The 22,467-nt window shown below is 65.5% G+C and carries 18 protein-coding genes and 2 pseudogenes; 12 read left to right on the forward strand and 8 right to left on the reverse strand.

Going from position 1 to position 22,467, the window contains the following annotated elements:
• Positions 1 to 33 precede the first annotated feature (33 nt).
• A complete protein-coding gene (locus tag ACJA3S_RS04005; protein ID WP_225780436.1) occupies positions 34 to 753 on the forward strand; it encodes an OmpA family protein in 720 nt (239 codons plus the stop codon).
• Between the two features lie 108 nt (positions 754 to 861).
• On the opposite strand, the gene pta is transcribed toward ACJA3S_RS04005, so the two are convergent.
• Both pta and ACJA3S_RS04015 read right to left on the reverse strand, forming a co-directional pair.
• The gene (gene pta / locus ACJA3S_RS04010) at positions 862 to 2,949 is read right to left on the reverse strand and encodes a phosphate acetyltransferase (protein WP_406820906.1); all 2,088 of its coding nucleotides are present in this window, start codon (positions 2,947 to 2,949) and stop codon (positions 862 to 864) included.
• A 31-nt stretch (positions 2,950 to 2,980) separates the two neighbouring features.
• Positions 2,981 to 3,283, reverse strand: a complete 303-nt coding sequence (locus ACJA3S_RS04015) for a DUF3565 domain-containing protein (RefSeq protein ID WP_406822200.1) — start codon at positions 3,281 to 3,283, stop codon at positions 2,981 to 2,983.
• Here ACJA3S_RS04015 and ACJA3S_RS04020 point away from each other — a divergent pair.
• Positions 3,282 to 3,767, forward strand: a complete 486-nt coding sequence (locus ACJA3S_RS04020) for a peptidylprolyl isomerase (protein WP_170028289.1) — start codon at positions 3,282 to 3,284, stop codon at positions 3,765 to 3,767. The two genes, ACJA3S_RS04015 and ACJA3S_RS04020, sit on opposite strands and share 2 nt — an antisense overlap.
• A 143-nt stretch (positions 3,768 to 3,910) precedes the next feature.
• Positions 3,911 to 4,393, forward strand: a complete 483-nt coding sequence (locus tag ACJA3S_RS04025) for a glutathione peroxidase (RefSeq protein ID WP_200626689.1) — start codon at positions 3,911 to 3,913, stop codon at positions 4,391 to 4,393.
• A 121-nt stretch (positions 4,394 to 4,514) separates the two neighbouring features.
• On the opposite strand, the gene ACJA3S_RS04030 is transcribed toward ACJA3S_RS04025, so the two are convergent.
• Complete coding sequence (locus ACJA3S_RS04030; RefSeq protein WP_406820907.1) at positions 4,515 to 5,705, reverse strand: glycosyltransferase family 4 protein; 1,191 nt, start codon at positions 5,703 to 5,705, stop codon at positions 4,515 to 4,517.
• A 308-nt stretch (positions 5,706 to 6,013) separates the two neighbouring features.
• Here ACJA3S_RS04030 and ACJA3S_RS04035 point away from each other — a divergent pair.
• Together ACJA3S_RS04035 and ACJA3S_RS04040 are read left to right on the forward strand one after the other, a co-directional pair.
• Positions 6,014 to 6,613: pseudogene (locus ACJA3S_RS04035) on the forward strand (PAS domain-containing protein); the annotation flags it as partial.
• 171 nt (positions 6,614 to 6,784) lie between these two features.
• Positions 6,785 to 7,201 (forward strand): annotated as a pseudogene (locus ACJA3S_RS04040) (methyl-accepting chemotaxis protein); the annotation flags it as partial.
• Positions 7,202 to 7,363: 162 nt separating this feature from the next.
• Here the strand turns inward: ACJA3S_RS04040 and cysZ are convergent.
• On the reverse strand, positions 7,364 to 8,092 hold the full coding sequence (gene cysZ, locus ACJA3S_RS04045) for a sulfate transporter CysZ (protein ID WP_406820908.1): 729 nt from the start codon (positions 8,090 to 8,092) through the stop codon (positions 7,364 to 7,366).
• A 331-nt stretch (positions 8,093 to 8,423) separates the two neighbouring features.
• Between cysZ and trxB the strand changes: the two genes are divergently transcribed.
• Positions 8,424 to 9,386 (forward strand): thioredoxin-disulfide reductase, encoded by a 963-nt coding sequence (gene trxB / locus ACJA3S_RS04050; protein ID WP_406820909.1) that lies wholly within the window; start codon positions 8,424 to 8,426, stop codon positions 9,384 to 9,386.
• A 125-nt stretch (positions 9,387 to 9,511) separates the two neighbouring features.
• Here the strand turns inward: trxB and nadC are convergent, their stop codons facing one another.
• Positions 9,512 to 10,360, reverse strand: coding sequence for a carboxylating nicotinate-nucleotide diphosphorylase (nadC, locus tag ACJA3S_RS04055; protein ID WP_170028295.1), 849 nt, complete (start codon positions 10,358 to 10,360; stop codon positions 9,512 to 9,514).
• A gap of 242 nt (positions 10,361 to 10,602) precedes the next feature.
• Between nadC and ACJA3S_RS04060 the strand changes: the two genes are divergently transcribed.
• The 3 genes from ACJA3S_RS04060 (at position 10,603) to ampE (ending at position 14,255) form a co-directional block, all read left to right on the forward strand.
• Positions 10,603 to 12,753, forward strand: a complete 2,151-nt coding sequence (locus ACJA3S_RS04060) for a DUF1631 domain-containing protein (protein WP_406820910.1) — start codon at positions 10,603 to 10,605, stop codon at positions 12,751 to 12,753.
• A 102-nt stretch (positions 12,754 to 12,855) separates the two neighbouring features.
• The gene (gene ampD / locus ACJA3S_RS04065) at positions 12,856 to 13,428 is read left to right on the forward strand and encodes a 1,6-anhydro-N-acetylmuramyl-L-alanine amidase AmpD (protein WP_406820911.1); all 573 of its coding nucleotides are present in this window, start codon (positions 12,856 to 12,858) and stop codon (positions 13,426 to 13,428) included.
• Complete coding sequence (gene ampE / locus ACJA3S_RS04070; RefSeq protein ID WP_406820912.1) at positions 13,425 to 14,255, forward strand: regulatory signaling modulator protein AmpE; 831 nt, start codon at positions 13,425 to 13,427, stop codon at positions 14,253 to 14,255. The genes ampD and ampE overlap by 4 nt, the downstream gene beginning before the upstream one ends.
• Positions 14,256 to 14,421: 166 nt before the next feature.
• On the opposite strand, the gene ACJA3S_RS04075 is transcribed toward ampE, so the two are convergent.
• Together ACJA3S_RS04075 and cra are read right to left on the reverse strand one after the other, a co-directional pair.
• Entirely contained in the window at positions 14,422 to 15,198 is a 777-nt protein-coding gene (locus ACJA3S_RS04075; RefSeq protein WP_406820913.1) for a TatD family hydrolase, read from the reverse strand.
• 2 nt (positions 15,199 to 15,200) lie between these two features.
• On the reverse strand, positions 15,201 to 16,196 hold the full coding sequence (cra, locus tag ACJA3S_RS04080) for a catabolite repressor/activator (RefSeq protein WP_406820914.1): 996 nt from the start codon (positions 16,194 to 16,196) through the stop codon (positions 15,201 to 15,203).
• 283 nt (positions 16,197 to 16,479) lie between these two features.
• Here cra and ptsP point away from each other — a divergent pair, with 283 nt between their 5' ends.
• The 3 genes from ptsP to ACJA3S_RS04095 are packed head-to-tail and all read left to right on the forward strand — an operon-like array spanning position 16,480 to position 22,016.
• Positions 16,480 to 19,332, forward strand: a complete 2,853-nt coding sequence (gene ptsP, locus ACJA3S_RS04085; protein ID WP_406820915.1) for a phosphoenolpyruvate--protein phosphotransferase — start codon at positions 16,480 to 16,482, stop codon at positions 19,330 to 19,332.
• Complete coding sequence (gene pfkB, locus ACJA3S_RS04090; RefSeq protein WP_406820916.1) at positions 19,333 to 20,280, forward strand: 1-phosphofructokinase; 948 nt, start codon at positions 19,333 to 19,335, stop codon at positions 20,278 to 20,280.
• The gene (locus tag ACJA3S_RS04095; RefSeq protein WP_406820917.1) at positions 20,277 to 22,016 is read left to right on the forward strand and encodes a PTS fructose-like transporter subunit IIB; all 1,740 of its coding nucleotides are present in this window, start codon (positions 20,277 to 20,279) and stop codon (positions 22,014 to 22,016) included. The genes pfkB and ACJA3S_RS04095 overlap by 4 nt, the downstream gene beginning before the upstream one ends.
• Before the next feature lie 60 nt (positions 22,017 to 22,076).
• Here ACJA3S_RS04095 and ACJA3S_RS04100 read toward each other — a convergent pair whose 3' ends face one another.
• Positions 22,077 to 22,298, reverse strand: coding sequence for a DUF3820 family protein (locus tag ACJA3S_RS04100; protein WP_170034042.1), 222 nt, complete (start codon positions 22,296 to 22,298; stop codon positions 22,077 to 22,079).
• Positions 22,299 to 22,467 lie beyond the last annotated feature (169 nt).

Genomic DNA, 22,467 nt, shown 5'->3' on the forward strand with positions numbered 1-22,467 from the left:
TCTCGCATTCATGAATTCAGTAGGAGCTTGTCCATGTTCACCATGCGTCGTCTGATTATCGTCGCAACCGCCGCAGCCCTGATGACCGGCTGTGCCGGCCAGAACCCGTATGACAGCCAGGGTCAGGCGCAGGGCTCCACAGGGATGAGCAAGACCGCCAAATACGGTGGCCTGGGCGCGCTGGCCGGCGCTATTGCCGGTGCCGCCATCGACCACAACAACCGCGGCAAGGGTGCGCTGATCGGCGCCGCTGCCGTGGGTGCCGCCGCCGCCGGTTATGGCTACTACGCCGACAAGCAGGAAGCCGAGCTGCGCGCGCAGATGGCCAACACCGGTGTGGAAGTGCAGCGCCAGGGTGACCAGATCAAGCTGATCATGCCGGGCAACATCACCTTCGCCACCGACTCCGCGAATATCGCGCCAAGCTTCTATTCGCCGCTGAACAACCTGGCCAGCTCGTTCAAGCAGTTCAACCAGAACACCATCGAGGTGGTCGGCTTCACCGACAGCACCGGCAGCCGCCAGCACAACATGGACCTGTCCCAGCGTCGCGCGCAGGCAGTCAGCACCTACCTGACTTCGCAGGGTGTCGACGCCTCGCGGATCTCGGTACGTGGCATGGGCCCGGATCAGCCGATCGCCAGCAACGCCGATGCCAATGGCCGTGCGCAGAACCGTCGGGTGGAGGTGAACCTGAAGCCGATTCCGGGTCAGCAGTATGACCAGCAAGGCCAGGTTCAGCAGTATCCCTGACTGACCCTTGGGGCGCTTTGCGGCCCATCACGACACAAGGCCGCTGCTGCAGGTAACCCCTGCAGCAGCGGCCTTGTGTCGTGATGGGCTGCAAAGCAGCCCCGGTTTCTAGCCCGTCACGCTGGCCTGAATGGCGGTAAGGGCGATGGTATGCACGATATCGTCCACCTGGGCCCCACGCGGCAAGTCGTTCACTGGCTTGCGCAGCCCCTGCAGCATGGGCCCCAGGCTGACCCCGTCGGTGCTGCGCTGCACCGCCTTGTGCGTGGTGTTGCCAGTATTCAGGTCGGGGAACACGAACACCGTGGCCCGCCCGGCCACCGGGCTGCCCGGGGCCAGCTCACGGGCAATCGCCGGGTTGGCCGCTGCGTCATATTGCAACGGCCCGTCGATCAGCAGCTCGTGTGCCGCGCCCTGCGCCAGGCGGGTCGCTTCGCGCACTTTCTCGACTTCTTCGTCGCTGGCCGAATCGCTTGAATAACTGATCATCGCCACCCGCGGCGCGATACCGAAGGCCTGCGCCGATTCGGCGCTCTGCCGGGCGATTTCGGCCAGTTCGGCAGCGCTCGGGTGCGGGTTCATCACGCAATCGCCGTATACCAGCACCTGTTCGGGGAACAACATGAAGAACACCGACGACACCAGGCTCGAGCCCGGTGCAGTCTTGATCAGTTGCAGGGCCGGGCGGATGGTGTTGGCGGTCGAGTGCACCAGGCCCGATACCAGGCCATCCACTTCATCCAGCGCCAGCATCATGGTACCGATCACTACCGGGTCTTCCAGCTGCTGCTCGGCCATTGGCGCGTTGAGGTTCTTGCTCTTGCGCAGCTCGACCATCGGCTCCACGTAGCGCCCGCGAATCAGCTCCGGGTCAAGAACTTCCAGGCCCGGTGGCAGGGTGATGCCCTGCGCGCGGGCCACCGCGTCGACATCCTCGGGCTTGGCCAGCAGCACGCAGCGGGCGATGCCACGGGCCTGGCAGATGGCCGCAGCCTGTACCAGCAGTGGCTCGGCGCCTTCCGGCAGGACGATGCGCTTGTTGGCCTGCTGCGCCCGCTGGATCAGCTGGTAGCGGAACACCGCCGGCGACAGGCGCAGTTCGCGCGGGGTACCGCAACGCTGGTGCAACCAGGCGGCGTCGAGGTGGCTGGCGACGAAGTCGGTGATGAATTCGGCGCGCTCGCGGTCGTCCACCGGGATTTCCCGGTTCAGCGAATTGAGCTGGTTGGCGGTGTCGTACGAGCCGGTACTGACCGACAGGATCGGCAGGCCGGCCTGCAGGGCGCCACGGCACAAGCCGAGAATGCGCGCGTCAGGCTTGCTGTCGCTGGTCAGCAGCAGGCCGGCCAGCGGTACGCCGTTGATCGCCGCGAGGCTGACGGCGAGGATGATGTCGTCGCGGTCGCCCGGGGTGACTACCAGGGTGCCCGAGGTCAGCAGCGGCACCGTGTTGGCCACCGTGCGGGCGCAGATGATGATCTTGCTCATGCGCCGCTGCTCATAGTCGCCGGCGTTGAGCACCTGGGCGCCGAGCAATTCGGCCACGTCGCGGGTACGCGGGGCGTTCAGTTCCGGCTGGTAGGGGATGCAGCCGAGCAGGCGGAAGTCATTGCCGCGCAGCAGCGGCGAGTGCTCACGCAGGCGGGCGGAGAATTCCGCCATGCTCTCGTCGGTGCGCACTTTGTTGAGGATCACCCCGAGCACTTTCGGGTCGCGCGGGCCACCGAACAGCTGCGCCTGCAGTTCGACCCGGCCAGACAGCTCGCTGAGTACCTCGTTTTCCGGCGCCGAGACCAGGATCACCTCGGCATCCAGGCTCTTGGCCAGGTGCAGGTTGACCCGCGCCGCATAGCTGGCGTGGCGGGTAGGCACCATGCCCTCGACCACCACCACGTCGTTGCCGATGCAGGCCTGCTGGTACAGGCGGATGATTTCTTCGAGCAGTTCGTCCAGCTGGCCTTCGCCGAGCATGCGCTCGACGTGGGCCAGGCTGAGCGGAACCGGGGGCTTGATGCCATGGGTGCGGGCGACCAGTTCGGTGGAGCGCTCGGGGCCGGTGTCGCCCGGGTGCGGCTGGGCGATCGGCTTGAAGAAGCCGACCTTCAGGCCGGCGCGCTCCAGGGTGCGCACCAGGCCCAGGCTGATGGAGGTCAGGCCGACACCGAAGTCGGTCGGCGCAATGAAAAATGTCTGCATGCGTGCTTCTCGAAATAAGCGGTGCAAGAAATTAGCCGCCAAGGGTAGCGCTATCGGCCCCCTGTGCGCACCAGCCGCAAGCGAAAGGCTGGCCGATACGCTGCGCACGCTGGGCTGGGTCCAGCACCCACGGGCGCGCCTGCCACGGCGGCTGGTGGCGCAGATGCTGGGTATGGCCGCAGGACAGTTCGACCACCCAGTGGCCTTGTTCGTCCTGGTGAAAGCCGATGATCCGACTGATGGGCCGCTGCTCATCCGCAGTGCGGTCGCAATCGGACGATGGCTTGGTTACACTTGTCCGCTCTACATTCTTTTGCAAAAGGTCTTGCCCCATGCTGATCGCCGCCAACAAGGCTGTCTCCATCGACTATACCCTGACCAACGACGCCGGGGAGACCATCGACAGCTCCGCCGGTGGCGCGCCGCTGGTTTACCTGCACGGTGCCGGCAACATCATCCCGGGCCTGGAAAAAGCCCTGGAAGGCAAGCAGGCCGGTGACGAGCTGAACGTTTCCGTCGAGCCGGAAGACGCCTACGGTGAATACCTGGCCGAGCTGGTCAGCACCCTGAACCGCAGCCTGTTCGAAGGCGTCGACGAGCTGGAAGTGGGCATGCAGTTCCACGCTTCGGCGCCGGACGGCCAGATGCAGATCGTCACCATCCGCGACATCGACGGCGATGACATCACTGTCGACGGCAACCACCCGCTGGCCGGCCAGCGCCTGACCTTCCAGGTCAAGGTAGTCAACGTGCGTGACGCCAGCGACGAAGAAATCGCTCACCGTCACATCCACGGTGAAGGCGGCCATCACCACTGATTTTCTGCGCTAAGCTCAGAAAGTCGCCAGGCGCTCGGGCAAGCCGACTTGCCTTCCTTCGGGAGGTGGACGGCTTGGCCGGGCGCCTTTTTAGTGGGTGGAATTCGCCTGCGCGGCAACCGGCAACCTGAGAGGGATTCATCATGAGTGCATTTCACGACCTGAAACTGGAGGGGCTGGACGGCAAGGAGCTGCCTCTCGCACCCTTCAAGGGCCAAGTGGTGCTGGTGGTCAACGTAGCCTCCAAGTGTGGCCTGACGCCGCAGTACAAGGCCCTGGAAAACCTCTATCAGGACTACAAGGACAAGGGCTTCAATGTGCTTGGCCTGCCGTGCAACCAGTTTGCCGGCCAGGAGCCGGGCAGTGAAAAGGAAATCCAGGCGTTCTGCAGCCTCAATTACGGGGTGAGCTTCCCGCTGGGCGCCAAGCTGGAAGTCAATGGGCCACATCGTCATTCGCTGTATCGCCTGCTGGCGGGCGAGGGCGCCGAATTCCCCGGCGACATCACCTGGAACTTCGAGAAGTTCCTGGTCGGCAAGGACGGGCGGGTGCTGGCGCGCTTCTCGCCGCGCACGGCGCCGGATGATCCGGCGGTGGTGCAGGCAATCGAGAAAGCCTTGGCCTGAAGCGCCTGACGCGATGCAGGGCGGCTTGTGTCGTGACCGGGCCGCAAGGTGGCACCGGATATCAGCATTGCCACACTATCGAGGGGCTGCTCTGCAGCCCGGTCGCGACACCAGGCCGCTCCTACACAGATCGCGTGGAACCCAGCCTCGAAGCTGGTGCATTCGCAGCCTGGTTCCGGGCTGCATGGAGATGCCCCTCGAACTGCTCGACAATCGCTGGCCAGCCCTGGCGGCTGGCGTGCTGCCGTGCATTCAGGCGCACCCGGCGCAAGGTTTCCGCTTCTTCCAGCAGCCAGCAGGCGGCATCGATAAATGCCGCCTGGTCGCCCGGCATGGCCAGCGCACCGCTGTGCCCATGGCGAATATGCTGCGCTGCGGCTGCCTCGTCATAGGCGACCACCGCCAACCCCGCAGCCATGGCTTCGAGCACCACATTGCCAAAGGTCTCGGTCAGGCTCGGGAACAGGAACAGGTCACCGCTGGCATAGTGCTCGGCCAGCACCTCGCCGCGTTGGGCGCCGCAGAACACGGCATCGGGCAACTGCTGGGCGAGGGTGCTGCGCTGCGGGCCATCGCCTACCACGATCAGGCGCAGGCGCTTGTGCGGATAAGCCTTGTGCAATGCATCAAGGCATGGGCGCAGTAAGCTCAGGTTCTTTTCCACCGCCAGCCTGCCGACGTGCAGTACGGCGATATCGTCCGCGCCAAGCCCCCAGCTGTCGCGCAATGCCTGGCTGCGGCGTGCCGGATTGAACAGGCCGGCATCGACCCCCCGTGCCAGCAGTGCCAGGCGTTCGAAACCTCGGCGTTCAAGTTCCAGGCGCTGGCTGAGGCTGGGTACCAGGGTGGTGGCCGTGCGCCGATGGAACCAGCGCAGGTAATGGGTGAGCAAGCGCGTCAGCAGGCCCAGCCCGTACTGGCCGGAATACTGCGGGAAATTGGTGTGAAACCCGCTGACCACGGCCACCCCAAGGCGCCGCGCGGCGCGCAGGGCGCTGAGCCCCAGCGGCCCCTCGGTGGCGATGTACAACACATCCGGGCGCTGCCGACGCCAGCGGCGCAACAGCTTGTGCATCGACACCTCGCCCCACTGCAAACCCGGGTAGCCGGGCAGTGGCCAGCCACGGCACAGGACCAAGGCCGGGTCGTTGTGCAGTGGCTCTTCACCGGCCTGGCGCGGGCGCACCACCTCGACCATGTGGCCGCGTTGGCGCAAGCCTTCGCTAAGCCGGCCAAGGGTGTTGGCCACGCCATTGATTTCGGGTGGGAAGGTTTCGCTGACCAGCGTGATACGTAGCGCAGGTGTATTCATGACAAAAAGTTTCCGCCCCCTGGGTTGCGCCAATGTGACGGCACTGTGACAGATGCATGACGCCTGATCGCTGACGTTTCGGCGGTTGTGAAATTTTCCTTGCAAGGCCACTCAAGAAGCGATGACCGGCAGCCGATGCAGAAGCATTCGACGACCTGATGCGCTCCAGGAGAGCGGTGATGTTCAACAACAAGCTCAAGCAAGAAATCCGGCAACTGCGCGAAGACCTGATGTCCATCGAACAGGTCAAGAGCAGCCTCGACAGCGAGATGTTGGTACTGCAACTGGACCCTCAGGGGCGGATCGAGATGGTCAACGGCAACTTCGAGAGCGAGATGCTCTACCGTGCCGAACAACTGCTTGGCCGCAACATCGAGGAAATCGTCCCTGCGCACGTGAAGTCACTGGACTTCTACCAGCGCATGAAGGGCGCGATCAGCCGCGGTGAGCACCTGAACGGCGCCTTCCGCCTGCTGCGTGGCAATGGCCAGGAAGCCTGGCTGCGGTCGATCCTGCAGCCGGTCAAGGACAGCCAGGGGCGCATCAAGTATTTCACCCTGCACTCCAGCGACCTGACGCGTACCATCGAGACCTCTCGGGAGCACGAAAGCCTGATCAAGGCATTGATGCGTTCTACCGCCGTGATCGAATTCGCCCTCGACGGCACCATTCTCACCGCCAATGACCGGTTTTTGTCCGCGCTCGGCTATCGCCTGGAACAGATCCGTGGCAAGCATCACCGCATGTTCTGCGAGCCGGAGGAGGTCAATTCGGCGGGCTACCAGGCGTTCTGGGACAAGCTGCGCCGTGGCGAATACGTTGCCGACCGCTTCAAGCGTATCGATGCCCACGGCCGGGTGGTGTGGCTGGAGGCTTCGTACAACCCGATCTTCGACGCCCATGACGTACTGTACAAGGTGGTCAAGTTCGCCACCGTCATCACCGACCAGGTGAACCAGGAGCAGGCCGTGGCCGAGGCGGCAGACGTGGCGTTCAATACCTCGCTGGGCACCGATGCCAGTGCCCGCAAGGCGACCGATGTGGTGACCCAGACGGTCAGCGTGATGCGTGGGCTGGAAGCCTCCATGCAAGAAGCCGCCGAGGGCATCCAGGCGCTGGACACCCAGTCGCGGGTGATCGGCTCGATCATCAAGACCATCAGCGACATCGCCGGGCAGACCAACTTGCTGGCGCTCAACGCGGCCATCGAAGCGGCCCGCGCTGGCGAGCAGGGCCGTGGCTTTGCCGTAGTGGCTGATGAAGTGCGGCAACTGGCCTCGCGCACCAGCACCGCCACCGAGGAAATCGCCCGGGTGGTGCAGCAGAACGAGCAGCTGGCCCAGGCGGCGGTGGCCATCATCGACACCAGCAAGCGCCAGGCCGAGCAGGGCCTGGCCCTTGCCGATGAGACGGGCGGGGTGATTGTCGAGATCCAGGACGGGGCGAAGCGGGTAGTGGATGTGGTGGGGCAGTTTTCCAGCCGGTTGGGGCAGTGAAACCCAAGCCGGACCTGGTTTCTGTAGAAGCGGTGCGGTATCGCGACAGGGCGCAGCACGGCCCCGGCATCGCAGCGCTGAGGCACACAATCGACTGGGGCCGCTGTGCGGCCCTATCGCGACACAAGGCCGCTCCTGGCGGGAATGCGGACAGGCTTGGCGTCAGTTGCGCTCCCGCACCCAGAACAACGTGGCGCCGGCCACCGCTGCCGGCATCATCAGCACGTTCACCAGCGGTATCATCAGCGCCAGGTAGGTGATGCCGCCAAAGCCCAGCGACTGCCAGCGCTTCTGGCGCAGCCAGGCGAGCATGTCCTGCCAGCTCATCTTGTTGTTGTCCGCCGGGTAGTCGATGTACTGGATCGCCATCATCCAGACCCCGAAGACCAGCCACAGCGGCGCCGCCACCACGTTGACCACCGGGACCAGCGACAGGATGAACAGGCCGATGGCCCGTGGCAGGAAGTAGCCCAGCTTGCGCATTTCGCGGCCGAAGGTACGTGGCACCATGGCCACCAGCTCCGCCCAGCTGAAAGCCGGGAAGGTGTCTTCGCCACGCAGCACCACCTCGACCTTTTCCGCCAGGAAGCCATTGAACGGCGCGGCAATGATGTTGGCCACCAGGGTGAAGGTAAAGAACACCATCAGCACTACCAGGGCGACGAACAGCGGCCAGAGGATGTAGGTGAGGAAGCTCAGCCAGCTCGGCAGGGTGGGCATCAGGGCATCCACCCACAGGCTGAACTGGTGGCCGGCGAAGTAGATCAGGCCTCCGAACAGCAGCAGGTTGACCGCCAGCGGCAGCAGCACGAACAACCGCAGGTTGGGGCTCAGCACCAGTTTCAGGCCTTCGCGCAGGTACTGGGGGCCAGACAGGACAGGGGCTTGCATCGGGAGACTCCGCAGAGAAGGTAAACGCGCTGACCTTACCGAGTTTGCCGCGCCGACGAAAGGCAGGCAGCGGCAGGGAAACGGGGTGTAACAAAAGCGCCAGCCCATGGCTATCCGAACAAATCGATGGATAGGCGATGCCTATGAGGTGGATTGTCTAAGGATATTTCCTTAATCTTTGCCACCTCGCTACAGTGCGTTCAACTTTCCGCTTTTCGGGCCTGCGCGTTGTAGCCTTCCCCAAGTGCTGCGTGGGTCCCTTTTAAATTCCAGCTGGCGCAGCCGGTGCACACGATGCCGGCCCGTGCGGCCCGCTCGACAGGAGTTCGACATGTCTGAAGTACGTCATTCGCGCGTCATCATTCTCGGTTCCGGCCCTGCCGGTTACAGTGCCGCGGTATACGCCGCCCGCGCCAACCTCAAGCCGCTGCTGATCACCGGCATGCAGGCCGGCGGCCAGCTGACCACCACCACCGAAGTCGACAACTGGCCGGGCGACCCCCATGGCCTGACCGGCCCGGCGCTGATGCAGCGCATGCAGGAGCACGCCGAGCGTTTCGAAACCGAAATCGTCTTCGACCACATCAGTGCCGTCGACCTGGCCAACAAGCCTTTCACCCTGCAGGGTGACAGCGGCAATTACACCTGCGATGCACTGATCATCGCTACCGGCGCCAGCGCCCGCTACCTGGGCCTGCCGTCCGAAGAAGCGTTCATGGGCAAAGGTGTCTCGGCCTGCGCCACCTGCGACGGCTTCTTCTACCGCAACAAGCCGGTTGCCGTGGTCGGCGGCGGCAACACTGCCGTTGAAGAGGCACTGTACCTGGCCAACATCGCCAGCAAGGTCACCCTGGTGCACCGTCGCGATAGCTTCCGCGCCGAGAAGATCCTGGTCGACAAGCTGCACGCCCGTGTCGCCGAAGGCAAGATCGAGCTCAAGCTCAACGCCACCCTGGATGAAGTCCTGGGTGACAACATGGGCGTGACCGGTGCGCGCCTGAAGAACAACGACGGCAGCAGCGACGAAATCAAGGTCGATGGCGTGTTCATCGCCATCGGCCACACTCCGAACACCTCGCTGTTCGAAGGCCAGCTGACCCTGAAGGACGGCTACCTGGTGGTCAACGGTGGCCGTGAAGGCAACGCCACCGCCACCAACGTCGAGGGCGTGTTTGCCGCCGGTGACGTGGCTGACCACGTTTACCGTCAGGCCATCACCTCGGCCGGTGCCGGTTGCATGGCGGCGCTGGACGTCGAGCGTTACCTGGACGGTCTGGCCAACGCCTCGTTCTGATCCGGGAGTGCCAGGGCCGCTTTGCGGCCCATCGCGACGCAAGGCCATTCCTACAAGGTGGCTACGCCCCGGATGTCGCATGAAAAAACCGGCCAGGGGCCGGTTTTTTCATGCCTGCAATTCGATTACAGGCTCAGTCGCATCGACAGGTCCACTGCCTTCACATCCTTGGTCATGGCACCAATCGAGATGTAGTCCACCCCGGTCTCGGCAATCACGCGCAAGGTCTGCTCGTTGACCCCGCCGCTGGCCTCGAGCTTGGCCTTGCCAGCGGTAATGCGCACTGCTTCGCGCATTTCCTCCAGGTTCAGCTCGTCGAGCATGATGATATCCGCACCGGCGGCCAGCGCCTGGCGCAGTTCGTCCAGGCTTTCCACTTCGATTTCCACCGGTTTGCCCGGTGCAATACGGTGCGCGGCTGCCACTGCCTCGGCCACGCCGCCACTGGCGGCAATGTGGTTTTCCTTGATCAGGAAGGCATCGTACAAGCCAATGCGGTGGTTGTCGCAGCCGCCACAGGTCACTGCGTACTTCTGCGCCAGGCGCAGGCCAGGCAAGGTCTTGCGGGTGTCCAGCAGGCGTACCTGGGTGCCTTGCACCAGGTCGGCGAGAAAGCGTGCACGGGTGGCCACACCCGACAGCAACTGCAGGAAGTTCAGCGCACTGCGTTCACCGCTGAGCAGCGAGCGTGCCGGGCCTTCCAGGTGGAACAACGCCTGGTTGGCCGTGGCGCGTTCGCCGTCGGCCACCTGCCAGTGCACCGCCACCCGCGGGTCGAGTTGGCGAAACACCGCATCGACCCAGGCGGTGCCGGCAATCACGCAGTCTTCGCGGGTGATGATGGTCGCCTTGGCCAGGCGCTCGGCCGGGATCAACTGCGCGGTTATATCGCCACTGCCGATGTCCTCCAACAGTGCGCGGCGCACGTTGGCTTCGATTTCAGCGGTCAGGTCGGCAAGGCGTAGGTTCGGCATGGTCGGCTCCACAAGCTAGATGCCCGCGATTATAGGGCAGGGGGCCGGTGTGTACAGCCGCCTTGGCAGTGACCTTCGGTCGGTCGCATTGAGCAACCGGGGCAAATCGGGGTCACTAGCCAGCGAGTGAAACGACGCTGGTAGCGGTATGGTTTTTTGCCGATAATAACGACCAGTATTTGGCGTCATAGCTTTGACGATCTTCAGCCCCTTCGGGCGAGACACCCTGCAAGGAGTCCAGGATGCAAAAAGAAGGCAAGGTGGTGCCCTTGGCGGCCGCCATCGACCGAGGGGGGCGTACGCCCCTGCCTTGCCTTCCGGTATTGCTCCTGCAAGTGCGCGACAAAGCCGCCTTGCAGTTGCGCCAGGGCTTGCAAGGCTTGTTCGACAACGCCGACGACACCCTCTTCGAAATGGCCGACAAGGCGTTCGACCGCGGTGACCAGAACCTCTACTTCGAGGCCATGCGCGACCTGCGCCTGAAGCGCAAGAGCATCGAACGGGGCTTTCTCGACACCTTCTACGACGCCTTTTCCCGGATGGGCCAGGTCGACCTGCTGGCCCACCTGGGCGATCCTCGCGACTTGCGCAGCAAGGCCCAGGCCGAGCGGGCCGCCGCGATCGAAGGCATGGTCGCGCGGGTGCTGTCGCGTGACGGCATTGCCCTGCAGCAACTGGGCCTGCGCTTGCAGGCACTGCTCGATCGCCCGCTGCACGAGCAGCACAACCCATTGGGGCCGGCTGCACTGTGTGGCTACTTCCTCGATGCCGGGCGTAGCCTGGGGGTTGGCCTGCGGGTAAAGCTGGTGCTGCTGAAACTGTTCGAGCGCTATGTGCTGCGCGATGTCGACGTCATCTATGGCGAAGCCAACCAGTTGCTGGCTGCTGCAGGCGTGCTCCCCGAGTTGCCGCCGGCACCGCGCCGGCGTGCCGAAGACCGGCGTATGGGCGCTCGACGTGGCACGGCGAACCTGGCCCAGGAGGTTGGCGCCGACGCGGCAGGGCAGGCCTTCTTTGCCTCGCTGCAGACCCTGCTGGCGCCGTTGCGCGGGCAGTTCGCGCCGCGTCTGCAAGCGGTAGCCGCTGCCCAGCCGATCAGCACCGCCGACCTGCTGCGGCTGCTCTCCCATTTGCAGCACTACGTGCCTGCTACCCACGAAGAAGACGAGGACTTCGAACTCGGCCAGCAGCTTGAACAGTTGCTCTTGCGGGTCAGCGTGCGCAGCGGCACACGCCGGCGCATCGAGGTGGCCGACGAGGACATGATCAACCTGGTTGGCCTGTTGTTCGGCTACATCCGCAACGACGACAATTTGCCGGGCAGCCTGCGCGCGTTGATCGTGCGTCTGCATATCCCGCTGTTGAAAGTCGCCCTGCTGGACAAGGGGCTGTTCAGCCGGGCCAGCCACCCGGCCAGGCGGCTGCTCAACGAGATCGCCGGTGCCGCCATTGGCTGGGAATGTGCCGGCGATGTCCTGCGCGACAGCCTGCACCTGCGCGTGGAGCGGACCATCCAGCGCCTGCTCAACGATTTTGCCGAAAATACCAGCCTGTTCGCTGAACTGCTGGAAGACTTCCTCGCTTTCAACCAGGACGAGCGGCGCCGCAACGACCTGCTCGAACAACGCACCCGCGATGCCGAAGAAGGGCGTGCCCGCGCCCAGCAGGCCAGGCAACAGGTGCAGCATGCGCTGAACCAGCGCCTGCGCGGCCGGGTATGGCCGCAGGTGGTGGTGCAGATGCTGGTGCAGTCGTGGAGCCAGGTCATGCTGCTGGCCTGGCTCAAGCAGGGCGAGGCTTCCCAGGCCTGGCGGGATGCAGTGCAGACCATGGACGCGCTGCTGGCCAGCATCACCCCACCGCATGAAACACAAGCCTTGTTGCAGCAGGTGCCTGGCCTGCTCAAGGCACTGCGCGATGGCCTCGCCAGTGTGGCCCTGGACTCGGCCGCGACTCGCGAATTCTTCCTGCAACTGGAGCAGTTGCACTTGCGCGCCTGCGCCGGCACCGAGCTACCGCCTGGCGCAGAAGGCCAACGCCTGGGCGACGTGCTGGTGGCCGAGGATATCGTGTTGGCCATTGCCGAAGAGCCCGCCTGCGCGCCGTTGCATGTCGCCCATGGCCAGGCTGCTGCGCTGCGTCAGGTACAGCGCCTGCGTATCGGTACCTGGGTCGAGGTGCTCGACGAGGACGAGCCGCTGCGCTGCAAGCTGGTGGCGCGCATCGACAGTAGCGACAGGCTGGTGTTTGCCAACCGCACCGGCATGAAAGTGCGCGAGTGGAACGGCGCCAGCCTGGCCCAGGCCCTGCACCGGGGCGAGGCGCGGGTGCTGGACGACGGCCTGCTGTTCGAGCGGGCGCTGGACGCGGTGCTCCAGGCGCTGCGACAGTAACCAAGGCCTGTAGGCGAAAACATTACCATCATTCACATGCAAACGGCCTTGGCCACAGGGCATACTGATGCCCTGTTCACGGCGCTTTCAGGATCTGCCCCCATGCAATTGGACCGTGCCACTGGCTGGTTCCACGGAATCGGAATCACCCACTGCCCCTCGCCGAACTTCAATGCCCGCCCCCAGGGCGAATCGATTTCCCTGCTGGTGATCCATAACATCAGCCTGCCTCCGGCCTGTTTCGGCACCGGCAAGGTCCAGCAATTCTTCCAGAACCGCCTGGACCCTGACGAGCATCCGTATTTCGCCAGCATCAGCCACCTGACCGTGTCGGCGCACCTGTTCATCGAGCGCGACGGCGCGGTGACCCAGTTCGTGTCATTGCTCGACCGTGCCTGGCATGCCGGTGTGTCATGCTTCGACGGGCGCGAGGGTTGCAACGACTTCTCCATCGGTATCGAGCTCGAAGGCACTGACGAGCTGCCCTATACCGATATCCAGTACGCAGTGCTGGAGCAACTTACCCGGCATATCCGCAACGCCTGGCCGGCCATCGACCTCAGCCGTATCCAAGGCCACAGCGACATTGCCCCGCAGCGCAAGAGCGACCCTGGCCCGGCCTTCGACTGGCTGCGCTACCGCAAGGCGCTGCTGAACAACGAGGACAAGGCATGAGTTTTCTGGTGTTGTTGCTGGCGCTGTGGGTCGAGAAGTTCTCGGCGTTGCGCCATCAGGTGCAGCGTGACGGGTTCTTCCTTGGCGAACTGGTGCGCCTGGAGCGCAGCGGCAAGGTGCACCCGTGGTGGACGCTGGCCATTCTGGTGTTGGCGCCGGTCGCGTTGCTGGTGTTGCTGCTGCATGTGCTGGACCCCGTGGTGTATGGCCTGCTGGCCTTGCCGGTGCATCTGCTGGTGCTGATCTACAGCCTGGGCCGCGGCGATGCCAAGGCATCGCTGGGGCCGTTCCGCGACGCCTGGCGCCGAGGCGATGACCAAGCCGCGCTGCACGTGGCAGAGCGTGACCTGGGGCTGGCCGCCGACGATTCACGCAGCCTGCTGGTGAGCGTTCAGGGCAACCTGTTGTGGCAGGTATACCAAGGCTTTTTCGCGGTGATCTTCTGGTACTTCGTGCTCGGCCCGAGTGCAGCGCTGGCCTACCGCCTGTTGGCGCTGTGTGGCGAGCACAGCAAGCAGCCAGCGCTCAAGGCCCGTGCCGAGCAGCTACGGCATGTGATGGACTGGCTGCCGGTGCGGGTACTGGCATTGAGCTTTGCCTTGGTGGGCAATTTTGTCGCGGTCACGCGGGTGATGCTGCATGAATTGCTGAACTGGCACATCAGCGCCGCGCACCTGGTGGCTCGAGTCGGGCGCATTGCCGATGACATTCCAGAGGAAGAAGACGACCAGCGTGGGCTGGGGCGGCTGGACAGCCTGTGGGAATTGCTGCTGCGCTGTGCGGTGCTGTGGTATGCCGGGTTTGCGCTGTGGACGGTGCTGGCCTGAAGCCAGACGCGTCCCTTTGTAGGAGCGGCCTTGTGTCGCGATGGGCTGTGCAGCAGCCCCGGGGGTGCAGATTCGCCACCTGATGGTCGGGCCGCGTTGCGGCCCTTCGCGACCCAAGGCCGCTCCTGCAAGGACCGTGAAATCCTGGGCCGAAGCGATCCAGCGGCTACCAGCCAAACACCTCGCAAGCATTGCGGCTGCTGGCTTCGGCCAGCTCCCCGACGTCCACCCCCATCACCTCTGCCAGCACCTTGGCGATCTCCGGCAGGTGCTCCGGGCTGTTCCGTTCCCCCGGGTACATCACCGGTGCCATGTCCGGCGCATCGGTCTCCAGCACCACGCTGTCCAGCGGCAACCGTGCCAGGGTCTTGCGCAGCCGCAGTGCCTGAGGCCAGGTACCTGCTCCGCCCAGCCCAAGCCGGAAGCCCAGCTTGATGTACTCCCGGGCTTCTTCGTAACTGCCAGCGAAGGCATGAATCACCCCCGCCCGCGCCGGCTTGTAGCACTTGAGCGTGGCGATCACCTGGGCGTGGCTGCGGCGCACATGCAGCAGGGCCGGCAGCTCGAAGTCGCAGGCCATTTGCAGTTGCGCTTCGAACAGGTCCTGCTGGCGCGCCTTGTCCAGGTTTTCGAGGTAATAGTCCAGGCCGAACTCGCCAACGGCACATAACCGAGGGTGGCCACGCAGGCGCTCCAGCCACTCGCGCAATTGCGCCAGATGCTCCGGGCGATGTTGGTCGAGGTAGACCGGGTGCAGGCCGAGCGCGGCGAACAGGCGCTGATCGCTGCAAGCCAGGTCCCACACGCGTTGGAAATTGGTCTGATAAACGCCCAGCACCACCATTCGTTCCACCCCGCGCGCCGCCGCATTGGCCAGCAGGCGCGGGCGGTCGGCGTCGAAATCGGGGAAGTCGAGGTGGGTGTGGGTGTCGATCAGGCGCATGTTCAGGCCGCTGCGATGCGTTGCTTGAAGGTTCGACCGACCGCATGCACGCCAGGTTCGTAACGTTTCTCCTCGATCGCGGCCAGTGCCAGTTCCAGCGCGGTGGCGGCAATCAGGCCATGCTGCTGGGCCATGGCGTTGACCGGCAGCGGCAGGAAATCGAGCAACTGATTGTCGCCGAAGGTGCCCAACTGCAGTTGGCGGGAGTCGGTCGGGCGCGCCTGAAGGGTGTCGAACACCCCTTGCAGCAGCACGTAGGAGGTGGTCACCAGGGCGTCCGGCAGGCCGCCGAGGTCGTCGATCAGCTGCTGCATCAGGCGCTGCCCGCATTCACGGCTGAAGGCTTCGCCCTGGTAGCGGCGAACTTCGCCGGCATAACCTTGCAGGGCTTCGTCGAAACCGCCAGCACGGGCCTGGCTGACCGACAGTTCCGGGCGTGCGCCGATCAGGGCGATGCTGCGCGGGGCCGCGCTGAGCAGGCTGGCGGCCAGTTGGCGGCTGGCATCACGGTCGTCGCTGATGACCGAACAGAAGTGCGCCGGGTCCAGGCGGCGGTCGATGGCGATCACCGGCAGGCCCTTGTCCTGCAATTCGCGGTAGCTGTCGTCTTGCGGTGGCAGGCAGCTGGCGACGAACAGCGCATCGCAACGGCGCGCGCGGAACAGCTGCTGCAACTGGCGCTCGCTGTCGGGCTGGTCGTCGCTGCTGGCGATCAGCAGCTGGTAGCCACGGGCTCGGGCGCCTTGTTCGAGCTGCTTGGCGATGCGCGCGTAGCTGGGGTTCTCCAGATCGGGGAGAATGAAGCCCAAGGTACGCGTATGCCGGCTGCGCAAGCCAGCAGCCTGCGGGTTGGGGGTGAAGCCATGGGCTTCGACCACCGCACGCACCCGCTCGACGGTGCTGTTGCTGATGCGCTGTTGTTCGGCCTTGCCATTGATGACGTAACTGGCAGTGGTCACGGACACACCGGCCAGACGGGCGATATCGCTGAGTTTCACCGAATTTTCCTTGTTATTACCGGGGCTGGCTGTGAAGCCTGACCGGGTAGTTTGACCCGGCAGCGGCGCCACGCGCAGACGACCATTGTCGCAATTGTCCGACAGGATGGGGCTTTTTCCCTGGCAGATTATCGAGTAACGTGGCCGCCTGGTCAGATTAAACGTTTCAGCTGCCGATTTTTCTGCCTCGGTTGCCATCGTGCAAGGCTGTCGAACTGGCCGTTCATGTGAATTCCACAACAATACTCCAGTACCCGACCGGGAACTGCAAAAGGAGAAGGTCATGCTCGAGCTCGCCAAGGAGCAGATAGCCATGGGCCAGAAGGCCGCCAACAAGGCCGAGGCCCTGTGCCTGCTGGCCGACCGGTTGGTCGCCGACGGCCTGGTCGCCGAAGGGTACCTGCAAGGGCTGCAGGCCCGCGAGGCGCAGGGCTCCACCTTCCTTGGCCAGGGCATCGCCATTCCCCACGGCACCCCGCAGACGCGCGACCTGGTGTACGCCACCGGCGTGCGTCTGCTGCAGTTTCCCGAGGGTGTGGACTGGGGCGATGGGCAAATGGTCTACCTGGCCATTGGCATCGCTGCCCGTTCCGACGAACACCTGCGCCTGTTGCAGCTGCTGACCCGCGCCCTGGGCGAGACCGACCTGGCCGAAGCGCTGCGCCGCGCCGGTTCCGCCGAGGCCTTGCTGAAGCTGTTGCAAGGCGCGCCCCAGGAACTGGCCCTGGATGCGCAACTGGTCGGCCTCAACCTGCCCGCTGAAGACTTCGACGAACTGGCCTGGCGCGGCGCCCGCCTGTTGCAGCGGGCCGAGTGTGTCGACAGCGGGTTCGCTGCCGTGCTGCAGCAGGCCGAACCGTTACCGCTGGGCGAGGGCCTGTGGTGGCTGCACAGCGAACGCCAGGTGCGTCAGCCGGGGCTGGCCTTCATCACTCCGCAACAGCCATTGCGCTATCGCGACCAGCCGCTCAACGGCCTGTTCTGCCTGGCCAGCCTCGGCGCAGCCCACCAGGCCTTGCTCGAACGCCTGTGTGAAGTGTTGATCGAAGGGCGCGGGCAGATGCTCTACCAGGCCACCAGCAGCCGCGCAGTCCTGGAAGTGCTGGGCGGGGAGGCACCGGCGGACTGGCCCAGCGCGCGTATCGTGCTGGCCAACCCGCATGGCTTGCATGCCCGCCCGGCCAAGGTGCTGGCGCAACTGGCCAAAGGTTTCGAGGGGGAAATCCGCGTGCGCCTGGTCGACAGCGCGCAGCCAGCGGTATCGGTGAAGAGCCTGAGCAAGTTGCTCAGCCTCGGCGCCCGTCGTGGCCAGGCGCTGGAACTGGTGGCTGAACCCACTATTGCCGCCGATGCCTTGCCGGTGCTGTTGGCTGCCATCGAACAAGGTTTGGGCGAGGAGGTGGAACCGTTGCCGCAGGGCAGCGCGGCTGCCGCCAGTGCCGCCGCCGAAGTGCTGCAGGCACCGCCGGCCGGTAGCCGTGTCCAGGGCGTCGGCGCCGCCCCGGGTATTGCCAGTGGCCCGGCCCATGTGTGTGTCGAGCGCGAGTTCGACTACCCCCTGCGCGGCGAGTCGTACGCCCAGGAGCGGCAGAAGCTGCGTGAGGCCGTGGCGACTGTGAACAGCGAATTGCAAGCCTTGGTCCAGCGCAGTGACAAGGCCATTGGCGAGATCTTCGTGACCCACCAGGAAATGCTCGCCGACCCGGCCCTGAGCGACGATGTCGAGCAGCGCCTGAGCCAGGGCGAGAGCGCCGCGGCGGCGTGGATGGCGGTGATCGAGGCGGCGGCACGCCAGCAGGAGTCGCTGCACGATGCCTTGCTCGCCGAACGTGCCGCCGACCTGCGCGACATCGGCCGCCGGGTGCTGGCGCAACTGTGTGGCGTGCAGGCGCAAGCCGAACCGCAACAACCGTATGTCCTGGTGATGACTGAAGTCGGCCCGTCCGATGTCGCCCGGCTGGACCCGAGCCGTGTTGCCGGTATCGTCACTGCCCAGGGCGGCGCCACCGCCCACAGCGCGATTGTCGCCCGTGCCCTGGGCATCCCGGCGGTGGTCGGCGCTGGCGCCGCGATCCTGCTGCTGGAGGCGGGCACGCCGTTGCTGCTCGATGGCCAGCGCGGCGTGGTCAGCGTGGCGCCACCGGCAGATGAACTGCAACGTGCCCTGGCCGAGCGGGACCTGCGCGAGCAACGCCTGCAGGCGGCCTGGGCCAACCGCTTCGAGCCGGCAGTCACCCGCGATGGGCATGCCATCGAGGTGTTCGCCAACATCGGCGAAAGCAGCGGTATCGCCAAGGTGGTGGAGCAGGGCGCCGAAGGCGTGGGCTTGCTGCGCACCGAGCTGATTTTCATGGCCCACCCCCAGGTCCCGGACGTAGCCACCCAGGAGGCGGAATACCGCCGCGTGCTCGATGGCCTCGACGGTCGCCCGCTGGTGGTGCGTACCCTCGATGTCGGCGGCGACAAACCGCTGCCGTACTGGCCGATCGCTGCCGAAGAAAACCCGTTCCTCGGCGTGCGCGGGGTACGCCTGACCTTGCAGCGCCCGCAGGTGATGGAGGACCAGCTGCGCGCCTTGCTGCGGGCCGCCGACCAGCGCCCGCTGCGCATCATGTTCCCGATGGTGGGCCAGGTGCACGAGTGGCGCGAAGCGCGGGCCATGGTCGAGCGCCTGCGGGCGGAGATCCCGGTGGCCGACCTGCAACTGGGCATCATGGTCGAAGTGCCGTCGGCGGCCCTGCTGGCCGCGCAACTGGCGCGCGAAGTCGACTTCTTCAGCATCGGCACCAATGACCTGACCCAGTACACCCTGGCCATCGACCGTGGCCACCCGAGCCTTTCGGCCCAGGCCGATGGCCTGCATCCGGCGGTGCTCAGCCTGATCGACATGACCGTGCGCGCCGCGCATGCGCATGGCAAGTGGGTGGGCGTGTGCGGCGAACTGGCGGCCGACCCGCAGGCGGTGGCGGTGCTGCTCGGCCTGGACGTGGACGAGCTCAGCGTTGCCGCGCGCAGCATTGCCGAAGTCAAGGCCCTGGTCCGCCAGGCCGATCACCAGACGGCCCGCGCCCTGGCGCGCGAGGCCCTGCAACAGGACAGCGCCGCAGCGGTTCGCGCGCTGGTGGAGCGTTACTGAATGGCCAAGATCCTCACCCTCACCCTGAACCCGGCGCTGGATATCACCATCGGCCTGGGGACCCTGCGCCCGGGGCAGGTCAACCGCAGCCAGACGCAGCACAGCCACGCTGCGGGCAAAGGGCTGAACGTTGCCCAGGTGCTGGCCGACCTCGGGCACAGTGTCACGGTTGGCGGCTTCCTTGGCCGCGATAACCTGCAGCCGTTCGAAGCGCTGATTCAGTGGCGTGGCTTTGCCGACTGCTTTGTCCGTGTGCCCGGCGAGACCCGCAGCAACATCAAGCTGGTCGAGGCCGATGGCCGTGTCACCGACGTCAACGGCCAGGGCCCGGAGGTCGACGAGGCGGCCCGCAGCGCCTTGTTGCGCCTGCTGGAGCAGGTTGCGCCGGGGCATGACGCGGTGGTGGTGGCGGGCAGCCTGCCGCGTGGCATCAGTGCCGAGTGGTTCTGCCAGTTGCTCGAACGATTGAAAGCCATGGGGCTGAAGGTTGCCCTGGACAGCAGTGGCGAAGCCCTGCGTGCCGGCTTGCAGAGCGTTCCCTGGCTGGTCAAGCCGAATACCGAAGAGCTGGGCGAAGTGCTGGGCCTGGCTGTGGATAACCCGCAACAGCAGCGTGCCGCCGCTGCCCGCCTGGTGGCCAGTGGCATCGAACACGTGGTGGTGTCGGCGGGCGAGCAGGGCGTCAGCTGGTTCAGCCGCGACCTCGCCGTGCATGCCCGCCCGCCCAAGGTGCAAGTAGCCAGCACGGTAGGGGCGGGGGATTCGCTGGTGGCCGGCATGGTCCATGGCCTGCTGCAGGGCGAAGCCCCGGCACAGACCTTGGCCCGCGCCACCGCCATCGCCGCCCAGGCCGTTACCCAGGTGGGGTTCGGCATCTGTGACCGGGAGCAACTGGCGCGCCTGCAAGCCGCCGTGCAACTGACAGAACAACAAGAGGGTTGCCGATGAACATTGCCATTGTCACCGCCTGCCCCAACGGCCAGGTGTCGAGCGTGCTGAGCGCGCGTTTGCTGTCCGCCGCGGCCCAGCGGCGCGGCTGGAGTACCAGTGTCGAGGTACAGGACGCCGAGCACCCCGAGCGGCAACTGAGCGCCGCGCAGATCGCCGAGGCCGACTGGGTGCTGGTGATCAGTACCGGGCCGGTGGACCTCGCCCGCTTCGTCGGCAAGCGGGTCTACCAGAGCACGCCGTCCCAGGCCTTGACCGATCGTGAGGGCTTTCTCGATGAAGCCGCGGCCAATGCCGAGCTGCTCACTTCAGTGGCAGCCGGCCCGGCCGAGGTGGCCAGTGCCGGTGCACGCATCGTCGCGGTCACCGCCTGCCCGACCGGCGTCGCGCACACGTTCATGGCCGCAGAAGCCCTGCAGCAGGCCGCGCAGCAGCAGGGCTACCAGCTCACCGTCGAGACCCAGGGTTCGGTCGGTGCGCGCAACCCCTTGTCTGCCGAAGCCATCGCCGCCGCCGACGTGGTCCTGCTGGCTGCCGACATCGAAGTGCCCACCGCGCGTTTCGCCGGCAAGCGCATCTACCGTTGCGGCACCGGCATCGCCCTCAAGCAGGCCCGTGCCACCCTGGACAAGGCCCTGGCCGAAGCCAAGGTGGAAAGCGGCGCCGATGCCTCGGCAGCGGCTACGCCAACCAAGGGCGAGAAGACCGGGGTGTACAAGCACCTGCTCACCGGTGTGTCGTTCATGCTGCCCATGGTGGTGGCGGGCGGGCTGCTGATCGCCCTGTCGTTCGTGTTCGGTATCGAGGCCTACAAACAGCCGGGGACCCTGCCAGCGGCGTTGATGCAGATTGGTGGCGAGGCGGCATTCAAGCTGATGGTGCCATTGCTGGCGGGCTACATCGCCTGGTCGATCGCCGACCGCCCAGGGCTGGCCCCCGGCATGATCGGCGGGCTGCTGGCCAGCACCCTGGGTGCGGGCTTCATCGGCGGCATCGTCGCCGGTTTTCTCGCCGGTTACAGCGCCAAGGCCATTGCCCGCTGGGCACGCTTGCCCAGTAGCCTGGAGGCGCTCAAGCCGATCCTGATCATCCCGTTGCTGGCCAGCCTGTTCACCGGCCTGGTGATGATCTACGTGGTTGGCCAGCCGGTGGCGGCGATGCTCGACGGCCTTACCCACTTCCTCGACAGCATGGGCACCACCAACGCCATCCTGCTGGGGCTGTTGCTGGGCGGCATGATGTGCGTCGACCTGGGCGGGCCGATCAACAAGGCCGCCTATGCCTTTTCGGTGGGGCTGCTGGCCTCGTCGAGCTACGCGCCGATGGCGGCGACCATGGCCGCGGGCATGGTGCCGCCGATCGGCCTGGGTATTGCCACCTTCCTGGCCCGTCGCAAGTTCGCCCAGAGCGAGCGCGAGGCGGGCAAGGCAGCCCTGGCGCTGGGGTTGTGCTTCATTTCCGAAGGGGCGATACCGTTTGCCGCCAAGGACCCGCTGCGGGTCATCCCCGCCAGCATCGCCGGCGGCGCGCTGACCGGGGCCTTGTCGATGTACTTCGGCTGCAAGCTGATGGCACCGCATGGCGGCCTGTTCGTGCTGCTGATCCCGAATGCGATCAACCATGCGGCGCTGTACCTGCTGGCGATCGTGGCCGGCAGCTTGCTGACGGCGGTGGTGTATGCGCTGATCAAGAAGAGCGAAGGGGTAGAGCTGGCGGTAGCACCGGCGAAAGGCTAGAGCCCTGGGTTGGCCGCACTGGCCGCTTCGCGGATTCCTCCGCGAGGAGGCCGCTGCCGGCTAGCGCCGATGCTTCTGCCGCAACGGCACCAGCAAGTCGCCCAACCCGTTATGGTCGATCTCGTGCATCAACGCCAACAACCCACCCAGTTCCCCCGCCGGGAAGCCCTTGCGGGCAAACCATGCCAGGTAGTCCCCCGGCAGGTCGGCTATCAGCCGGCCCTGATACTTGCCAAACGGCATGCTGCGGGTCACCAGCAATTCTAGGGTTTCCGGCTTCATCATCGGCGCACCTGGCAGTAGAGAGCGCCGACCATACTGCAAAGTGCACGAACGCCCAAGCGGCAATCATGCAGAACGCCGCTAGCCGGGGTTGTGGCCGTCAGGCTAAGTAATTGATATTAGGCGTCTTTTGTTTTTGAAACGGGTTGGCACGATCACTGCTCCTGTC

The organism is Pseudomonas sp. KnCO4 (genome assembly GCF_045344305.1).
Taxonomy (GTDB): Bacteria; Pseudomonadota; Gammaproteobacteria; order Pseudomonadales; family Pseudomonadaceae; genus Aquipseudomonas; species Aquipseudomonas anuradhapurensis.